The organism is Mycolicibacterium lacusdiani, assembly GCF_021916785.1.
Classification (GTDB): Bacteria; Actinomycetota; Actinomycetes; order Mycobacteriales; family Mycobacteriaceae; genus Mycobacterium; species Mycobacterium lacusdiani.
Window position 1 is genome coordinate 302293 of the sequence record NZ_JAKCFC010000005.1, and the last position, 25995, is coordinate 328287.

At 69.3% G+C, this 25995-nt stretch carries 20 protein-coding genes; 14 read left to right on the plus strand and 6 right to left on the minus strand.

Annotated features, from left to right (window positions below; genetic code table 11):
- The first annotated feature begins 84 nt into the window (after positions 1-84).
- The 13 genes from LOK44_RS17930 to LOK44_RS17990 all read left to right on the plus strand — a co-directional run bounded on the left by LOK44_RS17930 (position 85) and on the right by LOK44_RS17990 (position 18028).
- Positions 85-795 (plus strand): phytanoyl-CoA dioxygenase family protein, encoded by a 711-nt coding sequence (locus tag LOK44_RS17930; RefSeq protein ID WP_237571542.1) that lies wholly within the window; start codon positions 85-87, stop codon positions 793-795.
- A gap of 42 nt (positions 796-837) precedes the next feature.
- Positions 838-2403, plus strand: a complete 1566-nt coding sequence (locus tag LOK44_RS17935) for an anthranilate synthase component I (RefSeq protein WP_237571437.1) — start codon at positions 838-840, stop codon at positions 2401-2403.
- Positions 2400-3005 (plus strand): TIGR02234 family membrane protein, encoded by a 606-nt coding sequence (locus LOK44_RS17940; protein ID WP_237571438.1) that lies wholly within the window; start codon positions 2400-2402, stop codon positions 3003-3005. Before LOK44_RS17935 ends, LOK44_RS17940 begins: the two co-directional genes overlap by 4 nt.
- A gap of 92 nt (positions 3006-3097) precedes the next feature.
- The gene (trpC, locus tag LOK44_RS17945; protein ID WP_237571439.1) at positions 3098-3916 is read left to right on the plus strand and encodes an indole-3-glycerol phosphate synthase TrpC; all 819 of its coding nucleotides are present in this window, start codon (positions 3098-3100) and stop codon (positions 3914-3916) included.
- Positions 3917-4014: 98 nt separating this feature from the next.
- On the plus strand, positions 4015-5283 hold the full coding sequence (gene trpB / locus LOK44_RS17950; protein WP_237571440.1) for a tryptophan synthase subunit beta: 1269 nt from the start codon (positions 4015-4017) through the stop codon (positions 5281-5283).
- The gene (gene trpA / locus LOK44_RS17955) at positions 5280-6071 is read left to right on the plus strand and encodes a tryptophan synthase subunit alpha (RefSeq protein ID WP_237571441.1); all 792 of its coding nucleotides are present in this window, start codon (positions 5280-5282) and stop codon (positions 6069-6071) included. Before trpB ends, trpA begins: the two co-directional genes overlap by 4 nt.
- Positions 6068-8554 (plus strand): prolipoprotein diacylglyceryl transferase, encoded by a 2487-nt coding sequence (gene lgt / locus LOK44_RS17960; RefSeq protein ID WP_237571442.1) that lies wholly within the window; start codon positions 6068-6070, stop codon positions 8552-8554. The genes trpA and lgt overlap by 4 nt, the downstream gene beginning before the upstream one ends.
- A 47-nt stretch (positions 8555-8601) precedes the next feature.
- Positions 8602-9081, plus strand: coding sequence for a TM2 domain-containing protein (locus tag LOK44_RS17965; protein WP_237571443.1), 480 nt, complete (start codon positions 8602-8604; stop codon positions 9079-9081).
- The gene (locus tag LOK44_RS17970) at positions 9071-9481 is read left to right on the plus strand and encodes a DUF2752 domain-containing protein (RefSeq protein WP_237571444.1); all 411 of its coding nucleotides are present in this window, start codon (positions 9071-9073) and stop codon (positions 9479-9481) included. Before LOK44_RS17965 ends, LOK44_RS17970 begins: the two co-directional genes overlap by 11 nt.
- A gap of 82 nt (positions 9482-9563) precedes the next feature.
- Entirely contained in the window at positions 9564-14144 is a 4581-nt protein-coding gene (gene gltB, locus LOK44_RS17975; RefSeq protein WP_237571445.1) for a glutamate synthase large subunit, read from the plus strand.
- Positions 14137-15645 (plus strand): glutamate synthase subunit beta, encoded by a 1509-nt coding sequence (locus tag LOK44_RS17980; RefSeq protein ID WP_237571446.1) that lies wholly within the window; start codon positions 14137-14139, stop codon positions 15643-15645. Before gltB ends, LOK44_RS17980 begins: the two co-directional genes overlap by 8 nt.
- Positions 15646-15672: 27 nt before the next feature.
- Complete coding sequence (gene pyk, locus LOK44_RS17985; RefSeq protein WP_237571447.1) at positions 15673-17094, plus strand: pyruvate kinase; 1422 nt, start codon at positions 15673-15675, stop codon at positions 17092-17094.
- Between the two features lie 25 nt (positions 17095-17119).
- Positions 17120-18028, plus strand: a complete 909-nt coding sequence (locus LOK44_RS17990) for an acyl-CoA thioesterase II (RefSeq protein WP_237571448.1) — start codon at positions 17120-17122, stop codon at positions 18026-18028.
- Here the strand turns inward: LOK44_RS17990 and LOK44_RS17995 are convergent.
- The 6 genes from LOK44_RS17995 to LOK44_RS18020 all read right to left on the minus strand — a co-directional run bounded on the left by LOK44_RS17995 (position 18025) and on the right by LOK44_RS18020 (position 24899).
- Positions 18025-18498: a DUF4190 domain-containing protein gene (locus tag LOK44_RS17995; RefSeq protein WP_237571449.1), complete on the minus strand. Its 474-nt coding sequence runs from the start codon at positions 18496-18498 to the stop codon at positions 18025-18027. The two genes, LOK44_RS17990 and LOK44_RS17995, sit on opposite strands and share 4 nt — an antisense overlap.
- The gene (locus tag LOK44_RS18000) at positions 18495-20033 is read right to left on the minus strand and encodes an amino acid ABC transporter ATP-binding/permease protein (RefSeq protein ID WP_237571450.1); all 1539 of its coding nucleotides are present in this window, start codon (positions 20031-20033) and stop codon (positions 18495-18497) included. Before LOK44_RS18000 ends, LOK44_RS17995 begins: the two co-directional genes overlap by 4 nt.
- Positions 20020-21624, minus strand: a complete 1605-nt coding sequence (cydD, locus tag LOK44_RS18005) for a thiol reductant ABC exporter subunit CydD (RefSeq protein ID WP_237571543.1) — start codon at positions 21622-21624, stop codon at positions 20020-20022. Before cydD ends, LOK44_RS18000 begins: the two co-directional genes overlap by 14 nt.
- Before the next feature lie 23 nt (positions 21625-21647).
- Positions 21648-22688, minus strand: coding sequence for a cytochrome d ubiquinol oxidase subunit II (gene cydB, locus LOK44_RS18010; protein WP_237571451.1), 1041 nt, complete (start codon positions 22686-22688; stop codon positions 21648-21650).
- Positions 22689-22697: 9 nt separating this feature from the next.
- Complete coding sequence (locus LOK44_RS18015; protein ID WP_237571452.1) at positions 22698-24146, minus strand: cytochrome ubiquinol oxidase subunit I; 1449 nt, start codon at positions 24144-24146, stop codon at positions 22698-22700.
- Positions 24147-24236: 90 nt separating this feature from the next.
- Complete coding sequence (locus tag LOK44_RS18020; protein WP_237571453.1) at positions 24237-24899, minus strand: HdeD family acid-resistance protein; 663 nt, start codon at positions 24897-24899, stop codon at positions 24237-24239.
- A gap of 211 nt (positions 24900-25110) precedes the next feature.
- Between LOK44_RS18020 and LOK44_RS18025 the strand changes: the two genes are divergently transcribed.
- Positions 25111-25995 (plus strand): ABC transporter substrate-binding protein, encoded by an 885-nt coding sequence (locus tag LOK44_RS18025; protein ID WP_237571544.1) that lies wholly within the window; start codon positions 25111-25113, stop codon positions 25993-25995.

The window sequence follows — 25995 nt, forward strand, 5'->3', positions numbered from 1 at the left end:
CGGTCGTGCACCTCCGCGGCCGTGCACGACCGCACCGGGAAAACCGTTGGCGTCCCCGGTGTTCGGGGTGACAAGCTCACGGCGATGGTCGAACTCGACGCCTTCCTGGCCAACGGATATGCCCGCATCGAGCAGGCGGTGCCGCGCGCGGTCGCCGACGATGCGCGCGACCGGTTGTGGCGCCAGCTCGGTGCGTCACCCGACGGTCCGTGGACCGAACCCGTGCGGTGGGCAGCCGACCTGACCGGAGATGGGTCGTTCGGCGAGCTGGTGGCGAGTCCGGCCCTCGCGGCGGCGCTCGACGGGATTTGTGGCGTCGGTCGGTGGCGTCCCCGTGGATCGCTGGGCAACGTCCCGGTCCGGTTTCCGGTGCCGCCAACGGCCGACGATCGGGGCTGGCACGTCGACGCGAACACCCCGAGCGCCGACGGGTCGTGGTCGGTCTCCGGCAGGCCGCACGCCGTGCTGCTGCTGACCCTGCTCTCCGACGTGGGACCCGACGATGCGCCGACCAGAATCCGGGCGGGTTCGCACCGCGACGTCGCCAGGGTGCTGGGTCCCGAACCGCTGAACCCGTTCGTCGCGGGGCCCATCGTCGACGCGGCGAGCGCGGGCCGACCGGTGCACCGTGCGACGGGTGGGCCGGGCGACATGTACGTGCTGCATCCGTTCACCGTGCACGCGGCCGACGAGCACCGCGGCCGCACCCCGCGGTTCATGGCGCAGGCGCCGATCATGCTGACGAGTCCGGTCGAGCCGGGAGCCGCGACACCGCTGGCGTCGGTGTTCGACTAGCTGAGTCGCGGCACCCCGCCCGCGATCTGGGAGGATCGACGCGTGCAACACGCCACCAGTCCTTCGCGCGAGCGCTCGTCGGCCGCTGCGGATTCGTCGCTCGCCGTGACCACCTCGCGTGAGACCTTCCGCGCGCTGGCCGCCGAGCACCGGGTGGTTCCGGTGACTCGCAAGGTGCTCGCCGACAGCGAGACGCCGCTGTCGGCCTACCGCAAGCTCGCGGGCAACCGCCCCGGCACGTTCCTGCTGGAGTCCGCCGAGAACGGCCGGTCGTGGTCGCGGTGGTCGTTCATCGGGGCGGGCGCCCCGTCGGCGCTGACAGTGCGCGACGGGGAAGCCGCCTGGCTGGGGGTCACGCCGAAGGATGCGCCGAGTGGCGGCGACCCGCTACAGGCGTTGCGGTCCACGCTGGACCTGCTCGCGACGGCCGCGGTTCCCGGGTTGCCGCCGCTGTCGAGTGGGCTGGTCGGGTTCTTCGCCTATGACATGGTCCGCCGCCTGGAGCGGCTGCCGTCGACGACCGTCGACGACCTCGGACTCCCGGACATGCTGCTGCTACTGGCGACCGACGTCGCCGCCGTCGACCACCACGAGGGCACGATCACACTGATCGCCAACGCGGTGAACTGGAACGGCACCGAGGAACGCGTCGACTGGGCCTACGAGGACGCCGTGGCGCGTCTCGACGTGATGACGGCCGCGCTCGGCCAACCACTCGGATCGACCGTCGCCACGTTCAGCCGCCCGCAGCCCCAGCACCGTTCGCAACGCACCGTGGAGGAGTACACGGCCATCGTCGACAAGCTGGTCGGCGACATCGAAGCCGGTGAGGCGTTCCAGGTGGTGCCGTCCCAGCGGTTCGAGATGGACACCGCGGCGGACCCGTTCGACGTCTACCGCATGCTGCGGGTCACCAACCCGAGCCCGTACATGTATCTGCTCAACGTTCCGAACGACGCGGGCGAACTCGACTTCTCCATCGTCGGGTCCAGCCCGGAGGCACTGGTCACCGTCAAGGACGGCAGGGCGACCACCCATCCGATCGCGGGGACCCGCTGGCGCGGGGAGACCGAGGAGGAGGACGTCCTGCTCGAGAAGGACCTGCTGAGCGACGAGAAGGAGCGCGCCGAGCACCTGATGCTCGTCGACCTCGGACGCAACGATCTGGGTCGGGTCTGCGTGCCGGGGACGGTCCGGGTCGAGGACTACAGCCACATCGAGCGCTACAGCCACGTCATGCACCTGGTGTCGACCGTCACCGGGGAACTCGCGTCGGACAAGTCGGCGCTCGACGCCATCACCGCGTGCTTTCCCGCAGGGACGCTGTCGGGGGCGCCGAAGGTCCGCGCCATGCAGCTCATCGAGGAGGTCGAGATGACCCGGCGCGGCCTCTACGGCGGCGTCCTTGGCTACCTCGACTTCGCGGGCAACGCCGACTTCGCCATCGCGATCCGGACTGCCCTGATGCGCTCGGGCACCGCCTACGTGCAGGCGGGCGGCGGCGTGGTCGCGGACTCGAACGGCCCGTACGAGTTCGCAGAGGCGTCGAACAAGGCGCGGGCAGTGCTGGCGGCCATCGCCGCCGCCGAGACACTGGCCGAGCCGTGACCCGGATCGGCCAGCTGCTCCTGGTGACGGCCGCCCTGGCGCTGTGGGGAGCGTCGCGTCTGACGTGGGTGACCCTCGAGTCGGCCGACGGACTGGGTCAACCGCGTATGACGACGTTGTCCGGGGCGGATTGGTCTGCGGCGATGGTGCCCGTCGCGCTCCTGCTCGCCGCGGCTGCGCTGGCGCCGCTGGCCGTCCGCGGCTGGCCGCTGCGGGCCGTGGCGGTGCTGCTCGCGGTGGTGAGCGCGGGGCTCGGCTACCTGGCCATCTCGCTGTGGGTGGTGCCGGACGTGGCCGCCTATGCCGCGTCCGCCGTCGACCTGCCGGTGCATGCGCTGGTCGGGAGCGACCGCCAGTACGTCGGTGCGATCCTCACGCTGCTCGCCGCCGTCATGACCCTGGTGGCGGCCGTGCTGCTCCTGCGATCGGCGAAACACCCACGCGTGACGAGCACGAAGTACGCCGCGCCCGCGGCCCGGCGCGAGGTGGCGGCACGCGAGCCGGCTGCGGAATCCGGTGACGAGAAGTTGAACGAACGCTTGATCTGGGATGCGCTCGACGAGGGCCGCGACCCGACCACCGATCACACCGAGGGTCGGTGACGGTAGGTGGCCCGCTGGCGGTTACGCTTTGGTTCTGAACGATCCGGTTGCATCCGGGTCCCCGGACTTGCTCGGAAGGACATCGACGGCACATGAGCCCGGCTACCGTGCTCGACTCCATCATCGAGGGAGTCCGCGCCGACGTCGCCGCGCGCGAGGCCGCGCTCAGTCTGACCGACGTCAAGGCCAAGGCGAAGGCCGCGGCTCCGGCGCGTGACGTCCTCGCCGCGCTACGCGAACCCGGTATCGGCGTCATCGCCGAGGTGAAGCGGGCGAGCCCGTCGCGCGGTGCCTTGGCGAACATCACCGATCCCGCCAAGCTGGCCAGCGCCTACCAGGACGGCGGCGCCCGCGTGATCAGCGTCTTGACCGAGGAACGTCGGTTCAACGGGTCGCTCGACGACCTCGACGCCGTCCGCGCGGCCGTGTCGATCCCGGTCCTGCGCAAGGACTTCATCGTGGGCCCGTACCAGATCCACGAGGCCCGCGCGCACGGCGCGGACATGCTGCTGCTGATCGTCGCCGCTCTGGAGCAGCAGGCCCTCGAGTCGATGATCGACCGCACCGAATCCCTCGGCATGACGCCGCTGGTCGAGGTGCACACCGAGGAAGAGGCCGACCGTGCGCTGCAGGCCGGTGCGCGCGTGATCGGGGTCAATGCAAGGGATTTGAAGACCCTCGAGGTCGACCGTGACTGCTTTGCGCGCATCGCACCGGGCCTGCCCTCGAATGTGATCCGCATTGCCGAGTCCGGTGTCCGTGGCACTGCCGATCTGTTGGCCTACGCCGGAGCCGGCGCCGATGCCGTCCTGGTCGGTGAGGGTCTGGTCACCAGTGGTGACCCCCGGAGTGCCGTGGCCGATCTCGTCAACGCAGGCAATCACCCGTCCTGCCCCAAACCGTCGCGCTGACCTGGCGCGAACCGCTCGCGCGATGAGAACGATGCGATGAGCCGCCTGCGCGAAGAGAAGAAGATCCGATGAGCCGTTTGCGCGAAGAAGAGAATGCCATGTCCGATCTCGCCGGTCCGGAGCTGCCGCGTTCGAGCGCAGCCGTCGCGGAACCCACCGTGCACGACCCCGACGCCCGAGGGCACTTCGGTGCCTACGGTGGCCGGCTGGTGCCAGAAGCGCTGATGGCCGTCATCGAGGAGGTCACCGCCGCCTACGAGAAGGCGCGCACCGACCAGACGTTCCTCGACGAACTCGACCGCCTGCAGCGCGACTACAGCGGGCGACCGTCACCGCTGTACGAGGCCACGCGCCTGTCGGACCACGCCGGGGGAGCGCGGCTGTTCCTCAAGCGAGAAGACCTCAACCACACCGGGTCTCACAAGATCAACAACGTGCTCGGCCAGGCTCTGCTGGCGCGTCAGATGGGCAAGACGCGCGTCATCGCCGAGACCGGCGCGGGTCAGCACGGCGTGGCAACGGCCACGGCGTGCGCCCTGCTCGGCATGGAGTGCGTGGTCTACATGGGTGCCGTCGACACCGCGAGGCAGGCGCTCAACGTGGCCCGGATGCGGCTGCTCGGCGCGCGCGTGGTCTCGGTGGAGTCCGGCTCGAAGTCGTTGAAGGACGCCATCAACGAGGCGTTCCGCGACTGGGTGAGCAATGCCGACGCGACGTACTACTGCTTCGGCACCGCCGCCGGCCCGCACCCGTTCCCCACGATGGTGCGCGACTTCCAGCGCGTCATCGGTCTCGAGGCGCGCGCCCAGATCCAGCAGCGGCTGGGTCGTCTGCCCGACGCGGTGACGGCCTGCATCGGTGGCGGTTCCAATGCCATCGGCATCTTCCACGCCTTCATCGACGATCCCGGTGTTCGGCTGGTCGGTTACGAGGCCGCCGGCGACGGCGTCGAGACCGGTCGGCACGCCGCGACGTTCACCGGCGGCACGCCCGGTGCGTTCCAGGGCTCGTTCTCCTATCTGCTGCAGGACGAGGACGGGCAGACCATCGAGTCCCACTCGATCTCGGCTGGTCTGGACTACCCGGGCGTCGGCCCCGAGCACGCGTACCTCAAGGACATGGGGCGGGCCCAGTACCTGCCCATCACCGATGCCGAGGCCATGGACGCGTTCGCGCTGCTGTGCCGCACCGAGGGCATCATCCCCGCGATCGAGTCCGCCCACGCCATCGCCGGGGCGCTCAAGCTGGGCGTCGAACTCGGTGCAGGCGCGGTGATCCTGGTGAACCTCTCGGGCCGCGGTGACAAGGACGTCGAGACCGCTGCCAAGTGGTTCGGTCTCTTCGACGACGAGGGAGCCGCGACGTGACCAGTCGACTGACCGACCTGTTCTCCGCCTGCCGCGCCGAGGGGCGTGCGGCGCTGATCGGCTATCTACCCACCGGCTACCCCGACGTCGCGACGTCGATCGACGCCATGGTCGCGATGGTCGAATCTGGTTGCGACATCATCGAAGTCGGCATCGCCTACTCCGACCCGGGGATGGACGGACCGACGATCGCCGCGGCGACCGAGATGGCCCTCCGCGGAGGCGTGCGGGTGCGCGACGCGCTGTCCGCGGTCGAGGCGATCAGCAACGCAGGCGGCAACGCCGTGGTGATGACGTACTGGAACCCCGTGCTGAAGAAGGGCGTCCAGCCCTTCGCGCGCGACCTCGCGTCGGCGGGCGGACTGGGCCTCATCACGCCGGACCTCATTCCCGAGGAGGCCGACGAGTGGATGCAGGTGTCCGACGAGCAGAACCTCGACCGGATCTTCCTGGTCGCACCGTCGTCGACGCCCGAGCGGCTGGCCGCGACCGTCGAGGCCTCTCGCGGATTCGTCTACGCCGCCTCCACGATGGGCGTGACCGGCGCACGTGACGCCGTGTCGAACATGGCGCCGGAACTGGTCGCCCGCGTCAAGGAGGTATCCGACATCGCGGTCGGGGTCGGTTTGGGCGTGCGCTCGCGTGCGCAGGCGGCGGAGATCGGCGCCTACGCGGACGGGGTCATCGTCGGCTCGGCGCTCGTGACCGCGCTGGCCGACGGCATCCCGGCGGTCAGGGCGCTGACCGAGGAACTGGCCGACGGAGTGCGACAGAGGATTTCCGCGTGACCCTGACTGTTCTGGCCTACCTGCCCAGCCCCGACCAGGGAGTGTGGCATCTCGGCCCGTTCCCGATCCGGGCCTACGCGCTGTGCATCCTGGCGGGCATCGTCGCCGCTCTGATCATCGGCGACCGTCGCTGGTCGGCGCGCGGCGGTGAGCCGGGCGTCATCTACGACATCGCGCTGTGGGCGGTTCCGTTCGGTCTCATCGGTGGTCGGCTCTATCACGTGCTGACCGACTGGTCGACGTACTTCGGCGAGGGTGGCAAGGGTTTTGGTGCGGCGCTGCGGATTTGGGACGGTGGCCTCGGGATCTGGGGTGCCGTGGCGTTGGGTGGCGTCGGTGCGTGGATCGGATGCCGTCGGCGGGGGATACCGCTGCCTGCGTTCGGCGACGCGATCGCGCCCGGGATCATCCTCGCGCAGGCCATCGGCCGACTGGGCAACTACTTCAACCAGGAGCTGTACGGCAGGCCGACGACGCTGCCGTGGGGGCTCGAAGTCTACGAACGGCGCAACGCCGCGGGCTATCCCGACTCGCTGAACGGCGTGTCGACGGGGCAGCTGGTCGACGTCGTGCACCCGACGTTCCTGTACGAACTGCTGTGGAACCTGCTGGTCTTCGGACTTCTCCTGCTGGTCGACAAGCGGTTCCGCATCGGTCACGGCCGCCTGTTCGCGCTGTACGTGGCCGGCTACTGCGTCGGCCGGTTCTGGATCGAGCTGATGCGTAGCGACTACGCGACGACGATCGGCGACACCGGAATCCGCGTCAACACCTTCACGTCGACGTTCGTGTTCATCGCGGCGGTGGTCTACGTCATGGTCGCCACCAAGGGCCGCGAGGAGCCGTGGACGCTGCGCGGCAAGGACACCGAGGCGGGCGGCGAGTCGGTGGTGGACGAGGCCGGGGAGAACTTGACCGCGGCCGCCGCGACCAGTGGACTGGTCGCCGCTGCGGTCGTGGCAGGCAAGGAAGACGAACGCGCCGCGTCCGAAGCTGGTGATGACGCCGACGTGGACGACTTCGACGGCAAGAAGTCGGAGGCTGCTGCGGAGGCAGAGGATCTGGTCGAACAGGTGGAGACCGCCTCGTCGGAGGACATCGCCGAGGCTGAGGCGTTCGCCGAGGCAGCCGAAGAGGCCGACGATGCCGCCGTAGACGACGCTGCAAACGGCGACGAAGACTTCGACGGCATGAAGTCGGAGGCCGCTGCGGAGGCCGAGGATCTGGTCGAGCAGGTGGAGACTGCCTCGTCGGAGGACATCGCCGAGGCTGAGGCGTTCGCCGAGGCAGGCGAAGATGCCGACGGCGATGAGAAGCCGGAAGCGGGCCTCGGTTCGGTCGATGGCGACGAGGTCATCGCTGCCGAAGGCGATGCCGCCGAGGTTCAGGAAGCAGCCGCAGAAGGTGCGTTCGAGGCCGAGACGCTCGCCGCCGACCTGGGTGCCGAGGCCGACGCCGTCGCGTCGACCGACGATCCTGCCGATGACGCGGAATCGTTGGTCGAGGACGTGCCGGCCGAGGCTGATTCTGCGGCGCCCGAAGAGGGGCTCGGCTCGGTCGACGGTGACGAGGTCACTGCCGCTAAGGGTGACGCCTCTGAGGTGCACGCGGCAGCGATCATTGGTGCCGACGATGCGGAGACGCTTGCGGACGGGATCCGCGACGAATCCGAGACGGGCGACGATGGTGGTGCCACCGCTACCGACGCCGCTCCTGAGGAGGGGTTGGGTTCGGTCGAGGGCGACGAAGTGGCTGCTGCCGAGGGTGACGCTGATGAGGTGCACGCTGCTGCGGTGGTCGGTGCCGATGAGGCCGAGTCGTTGGCTGATGACGTGTCGGAGGAGACACCCGACCCGGCAGCGTCATTAGATGTTGACGACGCTGAGTCGAGTGCCGCTCCTGAGGAGGGATTGGGTTCGGTCGATGCTGACGAGGTGACTGCCGCCGAGGGTGACGCCGATGAGGTCCATGCGGCTGCGGTGGTTGGTGCCGATGAGGCGGAGTCGTTGGCTGATGACGTGTCGGCTGAGACGGTCGACGCGGCAACGTCATCAGATGATGACGGCGCTGAGTCGAGTGCCGCGCCTGAAGAGGGTCTGGGTTCGGTCGAGGGCGACGAAGTGACTGCTGCCGAGGACGACGCCGCAGAGGTGCACGAGGCTGCCGTGGTCGGTGCCGGTGAGGCGGAGTCGTTGGCTGATGACGTGGCTGCCGAGCCCGCGTCGGAGGAGACACCCGACCCGGCAGCGGCATCAGATGTTGACGACCCCGAGTCGAGCGCCGCTCCCGAGGAGGGGCTGGGTTCCGTCGACGGTGACGAAGTGTCTGCTGCCGAGGACGATGCCGCAGAGGTGCACGACGCGGCGGTGGCCGGGGAGGAAGACGCCAGGGCGCTTTCCAACGACACCACCACGCCTCCCCCCTCCACGACGCCCACGACCGGACGGACCCGTCGGCGTTGGTGGCAGCGCAACCGCAGCTGATCGATCATCGCCCCCTGAGCGCCACCCCGGTCTGGCATGCTGGCCGCATGACTGAACCGCAGTTCGGGGGCCGCGAGGATGGAATTCCGTCGACCCCGCCCCCGCCGCCGCCGGGTTACTCCCAGCAGGATCAGACCCAGCAGGGTTTCTCCCAGCCCGGTTACCCGCAGCAGGGCTACCCGCAGCAGGGCTACCCGCAGCAGGGCTACAGCCAGCAGTACCCGCCGCCACCGGGCGGCGGCTACCACGACCCGTTGGCGCCATACGGCAGGCATCCCGTCACCGGTGAGCCGTACTCGGAGAAGTCCAAGCTCGTCGGCGGACTGCTGCAACTCGTCGGGCTCATCGGCCTCGTCGGAATCGGCCGGATCTACCTGGGCTACACCAAGCTCGGCGTGATCCAGCTCGTCGTCGGCCTCGTCACCTGCGGCATCGCTGCGGTGGTGTGGGGAATCATCGACGCCGTGCTGATCCTGACCGACAAGGTCCGCGACCCGGAGGGCCGCCCGCTCCGCGATGGCACCTAGGGCCAGCACACGACCCACGCGGGGTCACGTCGCCGTCGGCGCCGCGGCGCTGGTCACCGGCGGGCTCGCCTACGTTGGGCTGGCCGATCCGCACCGTCCCGGCTTCCTGTTCCCGCCGTGCCCGTTCAAGGCGTTGACGGGACTGGAGTGCCCCGGCTGCGGTGGCATCCGGATGACCCACGACGTCCTGCACGGGGACTTCGCGGCCGCGGTCACCGACAACGTCTTCGCGCTCGTCGGGTTGCCACTGCTGGCGGTGTGGCTGCTGGTGCGGTGGCGCCGCGGCCAAACGCTGATGCCCGTGGCGGCCATGGTGACGATCGCCGTCGCTGCGATCGCGTGGACCGTGGTGCGCAATTTGCCCGGGTTTCCCCTGGTACCAACGTTCGTCACAGGGTAGATCTGACAGTGCGCTGATAGCATCGGCACTCGGGCCGCTGTAGTCCCGGAAATCATTTTCCGGACTGCGGAGGTACTCCTCGATGCTGTTCTCGGCATTGCCCCAGGCGCAGGGTCTCTACGACCCGGAGCACGAATCCGACTCGTGCGGCGTCGCCATGGTCACCGACATCAAGGGTCGCCGCTCGCACGGCATCGTCGCCGACGGCCTGCTGGCACTCGAGCACCTCGATCACCGCGGGGCTGCCGGCGCCGAGACCAACAGCGGTGACGGCGCGGGCATCCTCATGCAACTGCCCGTCGACCTGCTGAGGGAGGTCGTCGACTTCGAGCTGCCGCCACCGGCTGCCGACGGCACAAACGCCTTCGCCGCGGGTGTCTGCTTCCTCCCGATGGACCCCACCCAACGAGCCGCGGCGATGCGGCGCGTCGAGGGGATCGCGGAGGACGAGGGCCTGATCGTCCTCGGCTGGCGCTCGATGCCGGTCGACCCCGACGGCGCAGACCTGGGGGAGACCGCCCGAGGATGCATGCCGCACATGGCGCAGTTCTTCGTCACCTCGCCCGAGATCGACGGAAAGCGGCTCGGCGAAATCGATCTCGACCGGCGCGTGTACCCATTGCGCAAGCGGGCCGGCCACGTGCCGAGCGACGAAGACGCCGGAACAGGCGTCTACTTCACGGGTCTGTCCAGCCGCACCATGACCTACAAGGGCATGCTCACCACGAAGCAGCTGCCCCTGTTCTTCACCGACCTGCGCGACGAACGCTGCACCAGCGCCATCGCGATCGTGCACAGCCGCTTCTCGACGAACACGTTCCCGTCGTGGCCGCTAGCCCACCCGTTCCGGTTCGTCGCGCACAACGGCGAAATCAACACCGTCCGCGGCAACCGCAACCGGATGCACGCCAGGGAGGCGATGCTGTCGAGTCCCCTCATCGGCGGCGACCTGGCGCGGCTGTCGCCGATCTGTACGCCGGACGCGTCCGACTCCGCGTCGTTCGACCAGGTGCTCGAGCTGCTGCACCTCGGTGGTCGCAGCCTGCCGCACGCGGTGATGCTGATGATCCCCGAGGCGTGGGAGAACAACACCGCGATGGACCCCGCGCGCCGCGCGCTGTGTCAGTTCAACGCCTCGATCATGGAACCCTGGGACGGGCCCGCCTGCGTCACGTTCACCGACGGCACGGTCGTCGGAGCGGTGCTGGACCGCAACGGATTACGGCCCGGCCGGTGGTGGCGCACCATCGACGACAGGATCATCCTCGCCAGCGAGAGCGGCGTGCTGCCCATCCCGTCCGCCGAGATCGTCGCCAGGGGCAGGCTCGAGCCGAACACGATGTTCCTCGTCGACACCGCAGCTGGACGGATCATCTCCGACGCGGAGATCAAGGCCGAGATCGCGGCCGACCATCCGTACGACGAATGGCTGCACGCCGGGCTGCTCGACGTCGCGACGCTGCCCGATCGCGGCCGGATGCAGCCCGATCACGACTCGGTGGTGCGTCGCCAGATCGCCTTCGGCTACAGCGAAGAGGATCTGCGAATCCTCCTGACGCCCATGGCCGCATCGGGTGGTGAACCGCTCGGCTCGATGGGCACCGACACCCCCGCGGCCGTGCTGTCCCAGCGGTCCCGGCTGCTCTACGACTACTTCGTCGAGATGTTCGCCCAGGTCACCAACCCGCCGCTGGACGCCATCCGCGAGGAGATCGTGACGTCGATGGCCCGGGTGATGGGCCCCGAGCACAACCTGCTCGAGCCGACGCCCGCGTCGTGCCGGCAGATCCTGCTGCGCTGGCCGGTGCTCGACAACGACGAGGTGAACCGGATCGTCCACATCAACGACGACGGCGACCACCCCGGATTCCAGACCGCGGTGCTGCGTGCGCTGTACGACGTCGAACGCGGCGGCGAAGGCCTGACCGACGCGCTGGAGGACCTCCGCCTGCGTGCGTCGGAGGAGATCGCCCGTGGCGCCCGCACGTTGGTGATCTCCGACCGGGATTCCGACCACACCCGCGCGCCGATTCCGTCCCTGCTCGCAGTGTCGGCCGTGCACCACCACCTGGTGCGGACCAAGGAGCGCACCACCGTCGCCCTGGTGGTCGAGAGCGGCGATGCCCGCGAGGTCCACCACATCGCGCTGCTCATCGGCTTCGGTGCGGCAGCGGTCAACCCGTACCTGGCGTTCGAGTCGATCGAGGACCTCATCCGCGAGGGCGAGCTGACCGGCATCGAGACCAAGACCGCGGTCCGCAACTACCTCAAGGCGCTCGGCAAGGGCGTGATGAAGGTGATGAGCAAGATGGGCATCTCCACCGTCGCGTCCTACACCGGCGCACAGGCCTTCGAGGTGGTGGGCATCGACCGCGAGGTGGTCGACGAGTACTTCACCGGTACCCCGGGCAGGCTCGGCGGCATCGGTCTCGACGTCGTCGCCGAGGAGGTCAAGCTGCGGCACCGGCGCGCCTACCCGGAGAACCCGACCGAGCGCGTGCACCGGCGGCTCGAGGTCGGCGGCGAGTACGCGTTCCGGCGTGAAGGCGAACTGCACCTCTTCACCCCCGAAACCGTGTTCCTGCTGCAACATTCGACGCGGACCGGCCGCGATGAGGTGTTCGCGCAGTACACCGACGAGGTCGACCGGTTGTCCCGCGAGGGCGGGACGCTGCGCGGGCTGTTCGAGCTGAAGAAGGGTCAGCGGCCCCCGGTGCCGCTCGAGGAGGTCGAGTCGGTGGAGTCGATCTGCACCCGGTTCAACACCGGCGCCATGAGCTACGGGTCGATCTCCGCAGAGGCGCACGAGACCATGGCCATCGCGATGAACCAGATCGGCGGCCGCTCCAACTCCGGGGAGGGCGGCGAGGACGTCGACCGGCTCTACGACCCGCGGCGTCGCAGTGCGGTCAAGCAGGTCGCGTCCGGTCGATTCGGCGTGACCAGCGACTACCTCGTCAACGCCTCGGACATCCAGATCAAGATGGCCCAGGGAGCCAAACCCGGTGAGGGCGGCCAGCTCCCGGGCTACAAGGTGTACCCGAGCATCGCCAAGACCCGGCACTCCACGCCCGGCGTCGGACTGATCTCGCCGCCGCCGCACCACGACATCTACTCGATCGAGGATCTGGCACAACTGATCCACGACCTGAAGAACGCCAACGATCAGGCCCGCATCCACGTGAAGCTGGTCAGTTCCGTCGGCGTCGGAACGGTCGCGACCGGGGTGTCCAAGGCGCACGCCGACGTCGTGCTCATCTCCGGCTGGGACGGCGGCACCGGTGCGGCTCCGCTGACGTCGCTCAAGCATGCGGGCCTGCCATGGGAGATCGGGTTGGCCGACGCCCAGCAGACTCTGGTGCTCAACGGTCTGCGAGACAGAATCACCGTGCAGGCCGACGGCGGCATGCGCACCGCACGCGACGTTATCGTCGCCGCCCTGCTCGGGGCCGAGGAGTTCGGCTTCTCCACCGCACCCCTGGTGGTCGCCGGCTGCATCATGATGCGGGTCTGTCACCTCGACACCTGCCCGGTGGGCGTCGCCACGCAGAACCCAGAGTTGCGGGCCCGCTTCAACGGCAAGCCAGAGTTCCTGGTCAACTTCTTCCGGTTCATCGCCCAGGGCGTGCGGGAGTACCTCGCGGATTTGGGCTTCCGCAGCATCGACGAGGCCGTCGGGCAGGCCGACGTGCTGGACACCGCTGTCGGCGTCGCGCACTGGAAGAGCAAGGGCCTGGACCTCAGCCCCATCTTTGCGATGCCGAAGAACGCGCACGGCGAGCAGCTCACCCAGCGCCGCAAGACCAAGGACCAGTACCACGCACTGGATCAGGCGCTGGACAAGACGCTGATCGCGCTCGCCGAGGGCGCACTGGAGGACGCCCACCCGGTGCGGCTGGACCTGCCGGTCCGCAACGTCAATCGCACGGTGGGCACCATGCTCGGTGCCGAGGTCACGCGGCGCTACGGCGCGCAGGGGCTGCCGACCGACACCATCCACGTCACGCTCAGCGGGTCGGCGGGGCAGTCGATCGGTGCCTTCCTGCCGCCGGGCGTCACGATCGAACTGATCGGCGACGCCAACGACTACGTCGGCAAGGGACTCTCGGGCGGCCACATCGTCGTCCGCCCGCCCGAGGACGTGCTGTTCATCCCCGAGGAGAACGTCATCGCGGGCAACACCCTGCTCTACGGTGCGACCTCGGGTGAGGTCTACCTGCGCGGTCGGGTGGGGGAGCGCTTCTGCGCCAGGAACTCCGGCGCGGTCGCGGTCGCCGAAGGCGTCGGCGACCATGCTTGCGAATACATGACCGGCGGCCGCGTGGTCGTGCTCGGCCCGACCGGCCGCAACATGGCGGCGGGCATGTCCGGCGGCATCGCCTACGTGCTCGGGCTGGACCCGGCCGACGTCAACCCGGCAATGGTCGAGCTGCAGCGTCCCGAGTCCGAGGACCTCGAGTGGCTGTGCCAAACCGTCACCGCCCACGCGCACCTCACCGGCAGCACGGTGGCCAGGTCGCTGCTATCGGATTGGCCAAGGCGCAGTGCGCAATTCACCAAGATCATGCCCACCGACTACCAACGCGTGCTGCAGGCGACCCGGATGGCGAAGGCCGAGGGGCGCGACGTGGACGCGGCGATCATGGAGGCGACCCGTGGCTGACCCCACCGGATTCCTGAAGGTGCCCAAGGTCGAGGCGCCCAAGCGCCCCGTCGACGAACGCGTCGGCGACTGGCACGAGGTCTACGAGCGCCAGGACCCCAAGGACCGTGCGCGGGAGGTGTCGGAGCAGGCACGTCGCTGCATGGACTGCGGAATCCCGTTCTGCCACTCGGGTACTGCCGGTTGTCCGCTGGGCAACCTGATCCCCGAGTGGAACGACCTGGTGCGGCGGGGCCGGTGGGACGCCGCGAGCGACCGCCTGCACGCCACGAACAACTTCCCCGAGTTCACCGGGCGGCTGTGCCCCGCGCCGTGCGAGTCGGCGTGCGTGCTCTCGATCGGCGAGGACACCACAGGCGGCGCCGTCACCATCAAGCGCATCGAGAATACGATCGCCGACCAGGCGTGGCGGCTGGGTCTGGTGGAGCCGCAGCCCGCCGCGATCGCGACCGGCCGCAGCGTGGCCGTCGTCGGTTCGGGCCCCGCCGGTCTGGCTGCCGCGCAACAACTCACGCGCGCAGGCCACCATGTCACGGTCTACGAGCGTGACGACCGGATCGGTGGGCTGCTGCGCTACGGCATCCCGGAGTACAAGCTGGAGAAGTCGACGCTCGATCAGCGTCTCGCCCAGATGCGCGCCGAGGGAACCCGTTTCGTCACCGAGTGCGAGGTCGGCGTCGACTTGCGCGTCGATGCGCTGCGCAGCCAGCACGACGCGGTGGTGCTCGCAGTCGGTGCGCTGCGGGCACGCGACAACCTGGTCGAGGGCCGCGAGTTGCGCGGTGTGCACCTCGCGATGGACCACCTGATGCCTGCGAACAAGGAGTGCGAGGGCGACGGCGAATCGCCGATCTCCGCCAAGGGCAAGCACGTGGTGATCATCGGCGGCGGCGACACCGGGGCCGACTGTCTCGGCACCGCGCACCGGCAGGGGGCCATCTCGGTGACCCAGCTCGACTACAACCCCGAGCCGCCCGGACAGCGCGACGAGTCCCGCTCACCGTGGCCCACGTGGCCGCTGGTGCTCCGCACTCGGCTATCCCCGGCACACGCCGAAGGCGGCGCCCGTCGCTACGAGGTGGCGGTGCAGCGCTTCGTCGGTGACGACGACGGGAACCTGCGTGCGCTCCAGATCGCGGAGGTCAAGGTGCAGCGAGACGCGGAGGGACGCCGGGTCGTCACCCCGGTCGGTGAGCCCATCGAGATTCCGTGCGACCTGGCGTTGCTGGCCATCGGCTTCGAGGGCGTCGAGCACATGGCGCTGCTCGAGGGACTGGGCTTGACCCTGAACCGGCGCGGCGCGCTGCCGTGCGGGTCCGATTGGCAGACCGAGGCCCCCGGGGTGTTCGTATGTGGGGACGCCCACCGTGGGGCGTCGCTGATCGTGTGGGCCATCGCGGAGGGCCGCAGCGCGGCGCACGCGGTCGACGCGTACCTCATGGGCGAGTCGGAGCTTCCTGCGCCGGTCAGGCCTGGCGCGCTTCCGCTAGCCGTCATCTGAATCGATTAGGGACTATGCTCACCAGACGTGAGTAGACGCGGAAAGATCGTCTGTACCCTTGGTCCGGCCACTGGCTCCGAAGAGATGGTGAAGTCCCTCGTCGAGGTGGGCATGGACGTTGCCCGGCTGAATTTCAGCCACGGCGACTACGCCGACCACGAGGCCAATTACAACTACGTGCGCAGCGCGTCTGACGCCACGGGGCGTGCCGTCGGCGTGCTCGCCGATTTGCAGGGACCCAAGATCCGGCTGGGCCGGTTCGCTACGGGCGCCACGCTGTGGACTGCCGGCGAGACGGTGCGGATCACCGTCGATGACTTCATGGGCACCCACGACCGGGTGTCCACCACCTACAAGCAGCTCGCCAACGACGCGTCGCCGGGTGACCGGCTGCTGATCGACGACGGCAACGTCGGATGCGTCGTCGAGCACATCGACGGCAACGACGTGGTGTGCACCGTCACCGAGGGCGGACGGGTCAGCAACAACAAGGGCCTGTCGCTGCCCGGCATGAACGTCTCGGTGCCCGCCATGTCGGAGAAGGACATCGCCGACCTGGAGTTCGCGCTGCAGCTCGGCGTGGACCTGGTCGCGCTGTCGTTCGTCCGCTCGCCCTCGGACATCGAACTCGTCCACGAGGTCATGGACCGCGTGGGCCGCCGCGTGCCCGTCATCGCCAAGCTGGAGAAGCCCGAGGCCATCGCCGACCTCGAGGCCGTCGTCCTCGCGTTCGACGCGATCATGGTGGCCCGCGGCGACCTCGGCGTGGAGCTGCCCCTGGAGGCGGTCCCGCTGGTCCAGAAGCGGGCGATCCAGATGGCGCGCGAGAACGCCAAGCCGGTGATCGTCGCCACCCAGATGCTGGAGTCGATGATCGAGCACTCCCGCCCCACCCGCGCGGAGGCGTCCGACGTCGCGAACGCCGTCCTCGACGGTGCCGACGCGGTGATGCTGTCGGGCGAGACGTCGGTGGGCAAGTACCCGCTGGAGGCCGTCCGCACGATGGCCCGCATCGTCACCGCCGTGGAGGAGAATTCGACGGCCGCTCCGCCGCTGACGCACGTGCCGCGCACCAAGCGGGGCGTCATCTCGTACGCGGCCCGCGACATCGGCGAGCGGCTCGACGCCAAGGCGTTGGTGGCGTTCACCCAGTCCGGTGACACGGTCAAGCGGCTGGCACGGCTGCACACCCCCCTGCCGCTGCTGGCGTTCACGCCGTTGCCCGAGGTGCGTAGCCAGCTTGCGCTGACGTGGGGCACCGAGACGTTCATCGTTCCGCACATGCACACCACCGACGGCATGATCCGGCAGGTGGACGAGTCGCTGCTGTCGCTGGGCCGCTACAAGCGCGGCGACCTGGTGGTCATCGTCGCAGGTGCCCCGCCCGGCACAGTAGGCTCGACCAACCTGATCCACGTGCACCGGATCGGCGAGGACGACCACGCGTAACGAGTGATCCGAGGAGGCCCTTCGCTTGTCTGGCCCTTCGTCGTCCGGCCGTGGGGCCCCCGTCGGTGACGCGTCGCATCCGGACTTCCTGGAGTTGCTGCGCGTCCTCGACCTGACCCGCGTCGGTGACGACGCGTTCACCGGGTCGCACCCCAGCAAGAACCCGATTCGGACGTTCGGTGGCCAGATGATGGCGCAGGCGTTCGTGGCTGCGAGCCGCACCGTCGATGCCCGGCTACCGCCAAGCGCCCTGTCGATGCACTTCATCGCCGGTGGCGATCCCGAGGTGGACCTCGAGTTCTCGGTGGTCCGACTGCGCGACGAGCGGCGCTTCGCCAACCGTCGAGTCGACGTGACCCAGGATGGCCTGCTGCTGGGGTCGGCGCTGGTATCGCACCTGTCCGGCGGCCGCGGCCTCGAGCACGACGTGGACGTGCCCGACGTCGCGCCCCCGCACGACCTGCCGGGGATCGACGATCTGCTGCGCGGGTACGAGGAGACCGTGCCGCACTTCGCGAACGCGTTGCGGCCGATCGAGTGGCGCTACACCAACGACCCGGCGTGGGTCATGCGGGACCGCGGTGGGAGCCTTGCGCACAACCGCGTGTGGATGAAGTCGCAGGGCAGTATGCCCGCGGACCCCGTGCTCCACGCCGCGGCGCTGGTGTACTCGTCGGACACGACCGTGCTGGATTCGATCATCACCACCCACGGGCTGTCATGGGGCTTCGACCGCATCTTCGCCGTCACGATGAACCACTCGGTGTGGTTCCACCGCCCGATCCGGTTCGACGACTGGGTGCTCTACTCGACGGTGTCGCCGGTGGCCGCGGAATCCCGGGGACTGGGCACAGGGCACTTCTTCGACGAGTCCGGACGCGTGCTCGCCACCGTCGTCCAGGAGGGCATCGTCAAGTACTTCCCCGAGCGTTAGCGCGACGGGGTGGTGCTGAACTGACCGTCGACCCGATCGGTGAGCTGGTCGATGCACCCGTCGAGGGCCTGCTGGTCCGAGCCGGCGCGGGACACGCAGTCGAGGTAGTCGGTGCCGCCGACTTCCCGGAACACGCCGGCCCACACCGCGATGAAGGCGAGCGAGACGACGACGGCCACGGCGCCGAGCACGATGCCGGCCACCGCGATTCCGCCGTTGTTCGCCTCGCCCCGCTTGACGCGGCCGCGGGCGACGATGCCGACGATGACGGCGGCGACGCCGAACACGACGCCGCCGAGCACCGACCAGAACGACAGCAGCCCGACGATGCCCAAGGCCAGTGCGGTGATCCCCAACCCGTTGCGCGGCGCCACCGGCGGCGGTCCGTACTGGTACGGGTAGCCCCCGTAGCCGGGATATGGCTGTTGCGGCGGTGGCGGCGGCGGATATCCGCCCGGATACCCGGTCATGTCTGCCGAGAATACGCGTCGCGGCCCACCGTCACGACGGGACAACGTGCCTCGTCGGGCGGTTGATGCGTCGCGACAACCACCGCGCGGTCGGCGGAGAACAGCGCCCCCGGTGTCAGCAGATCCGTCGCGATGCGCTGCGCGGCGGCGGCATCGAGGTGCTCGGTGGGCTCGTCGAGCAGCACGATCGGGAAGTTCGACACCAATGCCCGGGCCAGCAGCAGTCGCCTGCGCTGTCCGGCGGAGACGGCCGCCGCGCCGCCGTGCAGCACGGTGGCGAGCCCATCGGGAAGGCCGTCGACCCACGCCCGGAGTCCGACGGCGTCGAGCGCGGCGTGCAGTTCGGCGTCGGTCGCGTCGCCGCGGGCGACGAGCAGGTTGTCCCGGACGGTCGTGTCGAACAGGTGGGCGTCCTCGGGGAAGAAGCCCGCCTCGCCGGAAGCACGGTGTGCTTCGGCGATGGTCAGCAGCAGCGTGGTCTTGCCCGCACCGCTGGGACCGACGACCGCGAGGCGGTCACCGGCGACCACGTCGGGTGCCGCGACGGCGGGCCGCTGACGGGTCGGCCCGGGTGCGGTGAGGTCGGCGAGGCGCTGCAGGGCGATGCGTGCCCGCACCAGGTGGACGGCGGCGGCGGGCAGCGCCGTGGTCGCCTCGAATGCCGACAGCGGCAGCAGGACGAGGATCGCCGCCGTGGTCGGTGGCAACGTGGACCCCAGCGACAGCGCGGCGACGACGGCGCCGAGCACGCTCGCCCCAATGGCGAGGGTCGGCGCAGCGGCAGCCGCGGCTGCGGGCAGGGCGGCGCGATCGGAGGTAGCGCCCCATTCGCGTTGGCTGCGTGCGCATTCGGCGACGACGTGGTCGAGTCGGCCCGCCACCCGCAGCTCGGGCCCGTGGTCCAGCGCGAGCATCGCCGCGGTGTCCCTGGCCGACCGGTGCCCGGCCGCGACGTTCTCCTCGGCTGCAGTGGCGCGGGCGGCCAGCCACGGTGCGAGGCACCCCGCGACCGCGAGGCTGACGGCCAGCACCAGCGCTGCGCCGAGGGAGATCAACGCCAGCGCGGCCACCGCGGCCGTCGAGAGGACGGCGGCGACCACGATCGGAAGCACGGATCGGACCAGGACGTCGGACAGTTCGTCGACCGACCCGCCCAGCCGCGACGCGAGTTCACCGCCGTGCCAGCGCATGGCCGTCTCGCCGGGCGCGTTGGCGAGTCGGCGGTACAGGCGGGTACGTGCTGAGCCGGCGGCACGCAGCGCGGTGTCGTGGGTGGCGAGTCGCTCGCAGTATCCGAGGACTCCGCGTGAGATGCCCAGTGCGCGTACGGCGACCACCGCCACCGTGAGGTCCAGCACCGACGGCATCTGCCACGCCCTGGCGATGAGCCAGGCCGATACCGCTGCCAGCCCGAGCGCGCTGCCGAGCGACGCCACGCCGAGTGCGGCGGCGGCCGCCAGCCGGGGCAGCCGGGGCCGTAGCAGGTCGAATGCCGTCGCGGTCAAGCGGATCGGGGACTCGTCAGTGGTGGACAAGGACCGCACCTCCGACCTGGACGACGTGATCGCCGATGGCCTTGACCTCGTCGCGATGGCCGACGACGACGACGGTCGCTCCCGCCCGAGCGCGGTCCACGATCGCGGCCAGCACCCGCGCCTCGGAGGCGGCGTCCAGGTGTGACGTCGGTTCGTCGAGCAACAGCACCGGCGCGGAGGAGCCGAGCGCTCGGGTCAGGCCGAGCCGCTGGCGCTGCCCGAGTGACAGTCCGACACCGTTGCGTCCGACGACGGTGTCGAGCCCGTCCGGCAACTCGGTGAGCACCTCGTCGAAACCCGATGCCGTGCAGGCGGTCTCGGCGTCTTCGAGCGGGCCGAACAGTTCGAGGTTCTCTCGGATCGTGCCCGGGATCAGTACGGGTCGCTGCGCGAGCCAGGCCACCTTGGCCCACCACGAGGCGTGGTCGAGTGTGGTGACGTCGCACCCGTCGATCAGCACGCGGCCCGAGGTCGGCGGGGTCAGTCCCAGGATCGCCTGCAGCGCGGTGCTCTTGCCCGCACCGTTGGGTCCGGTGAGCACGGTCACCGCCGCGGGTGGCAGGTCGGCGTCGAGGCCGTCGGGGGCCAGTCCGTCACGGCCGGCAACGCTCGATGCCTCGAGGCGTACGTGCACCCCGTGCGCGGCGACGCGGCAGTCCCCGGCGGCGGGGTGGGGGAGTTCGGCGAGCAGGGCGCGGGCCCGCTCCAGTGCGGTCTTGCCGTCCTGGGCGGCGTGGAATTCGGTGCCGACGCGGCGCAGCGGCCAGAAGACCTCGGGGGCCAGCAGCAGCGCGGTGAGCGCGTCGGCAAGCGCCACCTCGCCGAACACCAGACGCAGCCCCACGCTGACCGCGACCAGTGCGACGCCAAGGGTGGCAAGGAGTTCGAGGACGAGTGACGACAGGAACGCGATCCGCAGGGTGGCCAGCGCCGAGCGTCGGTGAGCATCGCTCAGTTCCGCGATGCGCACCGCAGGGCCGTCGGCGCGGCCGAGCGCACGCAGCGTGGGGATGCCGGCGACGAGGTCGAGCAACCGGGACTGCAATGTGCCCATCGCGGCGAGCGACGCCGTCGACCGGTCCCGCGTGACCAGGCCGATCAGCACCATGAACAACGGAATCAGCGGCAGCGCGATGAGGACGATCACCGCGGATTGCCGGTCGTACCAAGCGATCGCGACGACCGCGGCCGGCGTGACGATCGCCGCCAGCACGACGGCCGGTAGGAAGCGGGTGAAGTAGGGACGGAGGCCGTCGAGGCCGTGCGTCACCAGGAGCGCGGCGTCGTCGCGAACCTCGGCGAGGCGTCGGGGTGGCAGGGCAGTGACCCGTTCGAGCACGTCGCGGTTGAGTTCGGCGATGGTCGCCGTGGCGCCGTGCTGGCTCAGCCGGGCCTGGGCCCACTGGGCGGCCGCGCGGACGAGCCACAGCGCCGCCAGCAGCGCCATGGCGGGCCACCAGTGCTCGAGGGTGCGGCTCTGAGGGTTTGTGACGATCCCAGCGACGAGGTGTGCCAGCGTGACGGCGCCCGCGATGGCGCTGGCCGCGATGACGGTCCCGCAGCCCACCGACGCGGCGATGTGTCGTCGCATGGCGGGGGAGGAGGTCGACGGTGTCATCGCATGCGCCGTGACAGCCCGATGGGGTCGGGTATCCGCTCGGCCGAGATCCGTTGCCGGAACACCCAGTACGTCCACCCCTGGTAGCCGATCACCAACGGCGTGATGAACAGTGCCGCCCACGACATGATGGTCAGCGTGTACGGCGCCGACGACGCGTTGTCCACGGTCAGACTCCACGCCGGATCGAGTGACGAGGGAATCACGTTCGGGTAGAGCGAGCCGAACAGCAGGATCACGACGGAGGCGACCACGGCGGCCGTGCAGGCGAATGCCCAGCCGTCGCTGCCGCGTCCCCACACCAGCATCACGGCGATCAATTGCGCGGCCACGGCGATGCCGAATGCCAGCCAGGTCCAGTCCTTGCCGTAGAACACCTGCGTCCACAGCCCGAAGCCGGCGACGACGATCGACACCGGGAGGCCGAGCAGCGCGGCGAAGTGCGTGGCCCGAACGCGTACGGCACCTTCGGTCTTCAGGCGGATGAACACGGCACCGTGGAAGGCGAACAGGCCCGCGGTCGCCAGTCCGCCGAGCAGCGTGTAGCCGTTCAGCAGGTCGGTGATTCCGAGGTGCATCTGCTCGTCGGCGTCGACGGGTAGCCCCCGCACGATCGCGGCGAATGCCACGCCCCACAGCACGGCGGGCAGCCACGAGCCGGCGGCGATGGCGCCGTCGGCCCAGCTGCGCCAGCGGGGGTCGTCGATCTTGCCGCGCCACTCGATGGCGCAGACCCGCACGATCATGCCGAGCAGGATCAAGAGCAGGGGCAGATAGAGGCCCGAGAACAGCGTGGCGTACATCGCCGGGAACGCGGCGAACATGGCGCCGCCCGCGGTGATCAGCCACACCTCGTTGCCGTCCCACACCGGTCCTATGGTGTTGAGCACCGCCCGCTGGTGCCGTTCGCGGTCGTCGTCGGCATCGCCGCCGAACCACCGCATGAGCATGCCGACCCCGAAGTCGAAGCCCTCGAGCACGAAGAAGCCGAGGAACAGTGCGGCCAGGGCGATGAACCAGAAGTCCTGAAGTGCCATGTCGTGCTCCTAGTACGCGAACGACAGTGGGGCGACGGCGTCGTCGCCCGGTGGCGCGGGCGGGGTGGGTTCGGCATCGTGCTCGAGCGGACCCTCGACCACGTAGCGGCGGATGAGCCAGAACCAGATCACCGCGAGCACCGCGTACAGGGCGGTGAACAGGATCAGCGACGTCAGCACCAGGCCCACCGAATGTCCCGACACGCCTTGGGCGACGGTCAGGCGCAGGTCCTGGTCGCCGGTCGGGTTGGGCACCACCACCCAGGGCTGCCGTCCCATCTCGGTGAAGACCCAGCCTGCGCTGTTGGCGAGGAACGGCGTGGGCAGGGTGAGCAGTCCGAACGTCGCGAACCACCGCTGCCGGGGGAGGCGCCCGCGGCGGGTGAGCCAGAGCGCGACGACCGCGAACAGCGCAGGGACCGCGAGCAGGCCGATCATTGCGCGGAACGACCAGTAGGTGACGAACAGGTTCGGCCGGTAGTCGCCGGGACCGAACTGGGTCTCGTAGCGCTCCTGTAGGTCCTTGACGCCTTCGAGCGTGACGCCCTCGAACTGGCCCTGGGCCAGGAAGGGCAGCACGTAGGGCACCTCGATGAGGTGGGTGACGCTGTCGCAGTTGTTGTGCCTGCCGACGGTGAGGATGGAGAACGCCGGGTCGGTCTCGGTGTGGCACAGCGATTCCGCCGACGCCATCTTCATCGGTTGCTGCTCGAACATGAGCTTGCCCTGGACGTCTCCGGTATAGGCGAGCGCACCCGCGGAGACGAGGGCGACCAGGCAACCCATGATGGTTGCGGGCCGGTACATGGTCCGCGCCTGCTCGGGGTCGGGTGTGCGCACCAGCCACCAGGCGCACACGGCGGCGACGAATGTCCCGGCAGTGAGGAACGCACCTGCCACTGCGTGCGAGAACGCCGCCGTGGCGGTGTTGTTGGTGAACAGCGCGACGATGCTGGTGAGTTCGGCTCTGCCCGTCTCCGGGTTCACCCGGGCGCCGACGGGGTGCTGCATCCAGGAGTTCGCGGCGATGATGAAGAACGCGGATGCGTTGACCGCGATGGCGACGATCCAGATGCAGGCCAGGTGTACGAGCCGGTGTAGCCGGGTCCAGCCGAATATCCAGAGTCCGATGAAGGTCGACTCGAAGAAGAACGCGACCAACCCCTCCATCGCCAGGGGCGCGCCGAAGACGTCGCCGACGAACCGGGAGTACTCGCTCCAGTTCATCCCGAACTGGAACTCCTGCACGATGCCGGTGGCGACGCCGAGCGCGAAGTTGATCAGGAACAGCTTGCCGAAGAACTTCGTGAGCCGGTACCACGCCGGGTTGCCGGTGATGACCCACGCGGTCTGCATCGCCGCGATCAGCGGTGCCAGTCCGATGGTCAGCGGAACGAAGACGAAGTGGTAGACGGTCGTAATGCCGAACTGCCACCGTGAGACGTCGAGCGAGTCCATGTGCACCTCTTCCGGGGCCCCGTTGCCCTACCTACGACACATCGTAGTAGTTACGGACCGCAGGCCCCAGGAAAGTGGCGAACGCCTCTTCTAGCTGGTGACGTCCCTGGCCGGCGGCGCCTCGGGGCCGGGTGCGATCGGGTCGGAGGCCACCGGCGTCGACGTCGTGGGGGCAGTCGTGTGGGCTCCGATGTGGTCGTGCAGTGCGTTCGTCGTGCGCCGGATGCCGACGGCCGCGACCACTTCCAGCAGTCCGATGGCGATGAGCCAGATGCCGACGACCAGCGCCAGCGTCTCCATCGACGTCAGGGGTGAGGCGAGTACGACCACGCCTGCGATCAGGCTGATGACGCCGACGAAGACATTCCAACCACGCCCGGGCAGCGTCGGGTCGCTGATCGCCGAGATCGTCGTGGCGACGCCACGGAAGATGAAGCCGATCGCGATCCAGATCGCCATCAGCAGGACGGCGTCGTACAGGTGCCGGAATGCCAGCACGGCGAGGATCAGCGATGCTGCGCCGCTGATGAATAGCAGCACGCGCCCGCCCGCCGCCACGTCGAGGCTGAATGCGAACACCACCTGCTGGATGCCCGTGATGAGGAGGTAGGCGCCGAAGAAGATCGCCGCGACGGCGATCGAGATGTCCGGCCACGCGACCACGGCGATGCCGAGGGCGACTGCCAACACGCCCGAGACGAGAGCCGATTTCCACAGGTGGGGCAACAGACTTGGGCCCGCGTGGGTTGTCATGCCCGCAGTGTTCCACAGGGTCATCGACCGGGGGCCGATTCACGTTCGTACACGCCCGTAGCGCGCGATAACGCCGTCACCGACTACCGAAGGTCGTTAATGTTCCGTTACCGGCCATGCGTGCTGGCTCAACGGTCGTTAACCTCCTCCGCTGGAGGGGACGACGACGGCCCGACGAAGAAAGAAGAGGCAACTCGTGTCAGTTGGAAAGATGTGGCGCCTTGCTGCGGCGGTCGCCGCGAGCGGCGCACTGATCGTTTCCGGGTGTTCGTCGAGCACCGACAGTGCAGGACCGTCGACGAGCACGACTGCGGCGAATGCCAGCAAGGTCGACGAGATCGCCAATACCGTTCCGGAGGACATCAAGTCGTCGGGCAAGCTCATCGTCGGCGTGAACATTCCTTACGCGCCCAACGAGTTCAAGGACGAGACGGGCAAGATCGTCGGCTTCGACGTCGACCTGATGAACGCGATCGCCGCCACGCTCGGCCTGACCCCCGAGTACCGCGAGGCCGACTTCGCCAAGATCATCCCGTCGATCCAGGGTGACAGCTTCAACGTGGGCATGTCCTCGTTCACCGACACCAAGGAGCGCGAGGCGTCGGTCGACTTCGTCACCTACTTCTCGGCGGGCACCAGCTGGGCGCAGAAGCCCGGCGCGGGCATCAACCCGACCGACGCCTGCGGCAAGAAGGTCGCGGTCCAGGCGACCACCACCCAGGAGGTCGACGAACTGCCCGCCAAGAGCAAGGCGTGCACCGACGCCGGCAAGCCCGCCATCGAGATCATCCCGTTCGACGGCCAGGATGCCGCCACCAACGCCGTGGTCCTGGGCCAGGCCGACGCCATGTCGGCGGACTCACCGGTGATCTCGTATGCGATCAAGCAGAGCAACGGCAAGCTCGAGCAAGCCGGCGAGATCTTCGATTCGGCGCCCTACGGCTGGCCCGTGAAGAAGGGCTCGCCGCTCGCGCAGTCGCTGCAGAAGGCGCTCGAGCACCTCATCGAGAGCGGTGACTACAAGACCATCGCGTCGAACTGGGGTGTCGAGAACGGCATGATCGACAAGCCGGTCATCAACGGCGCGGTCAGCTGA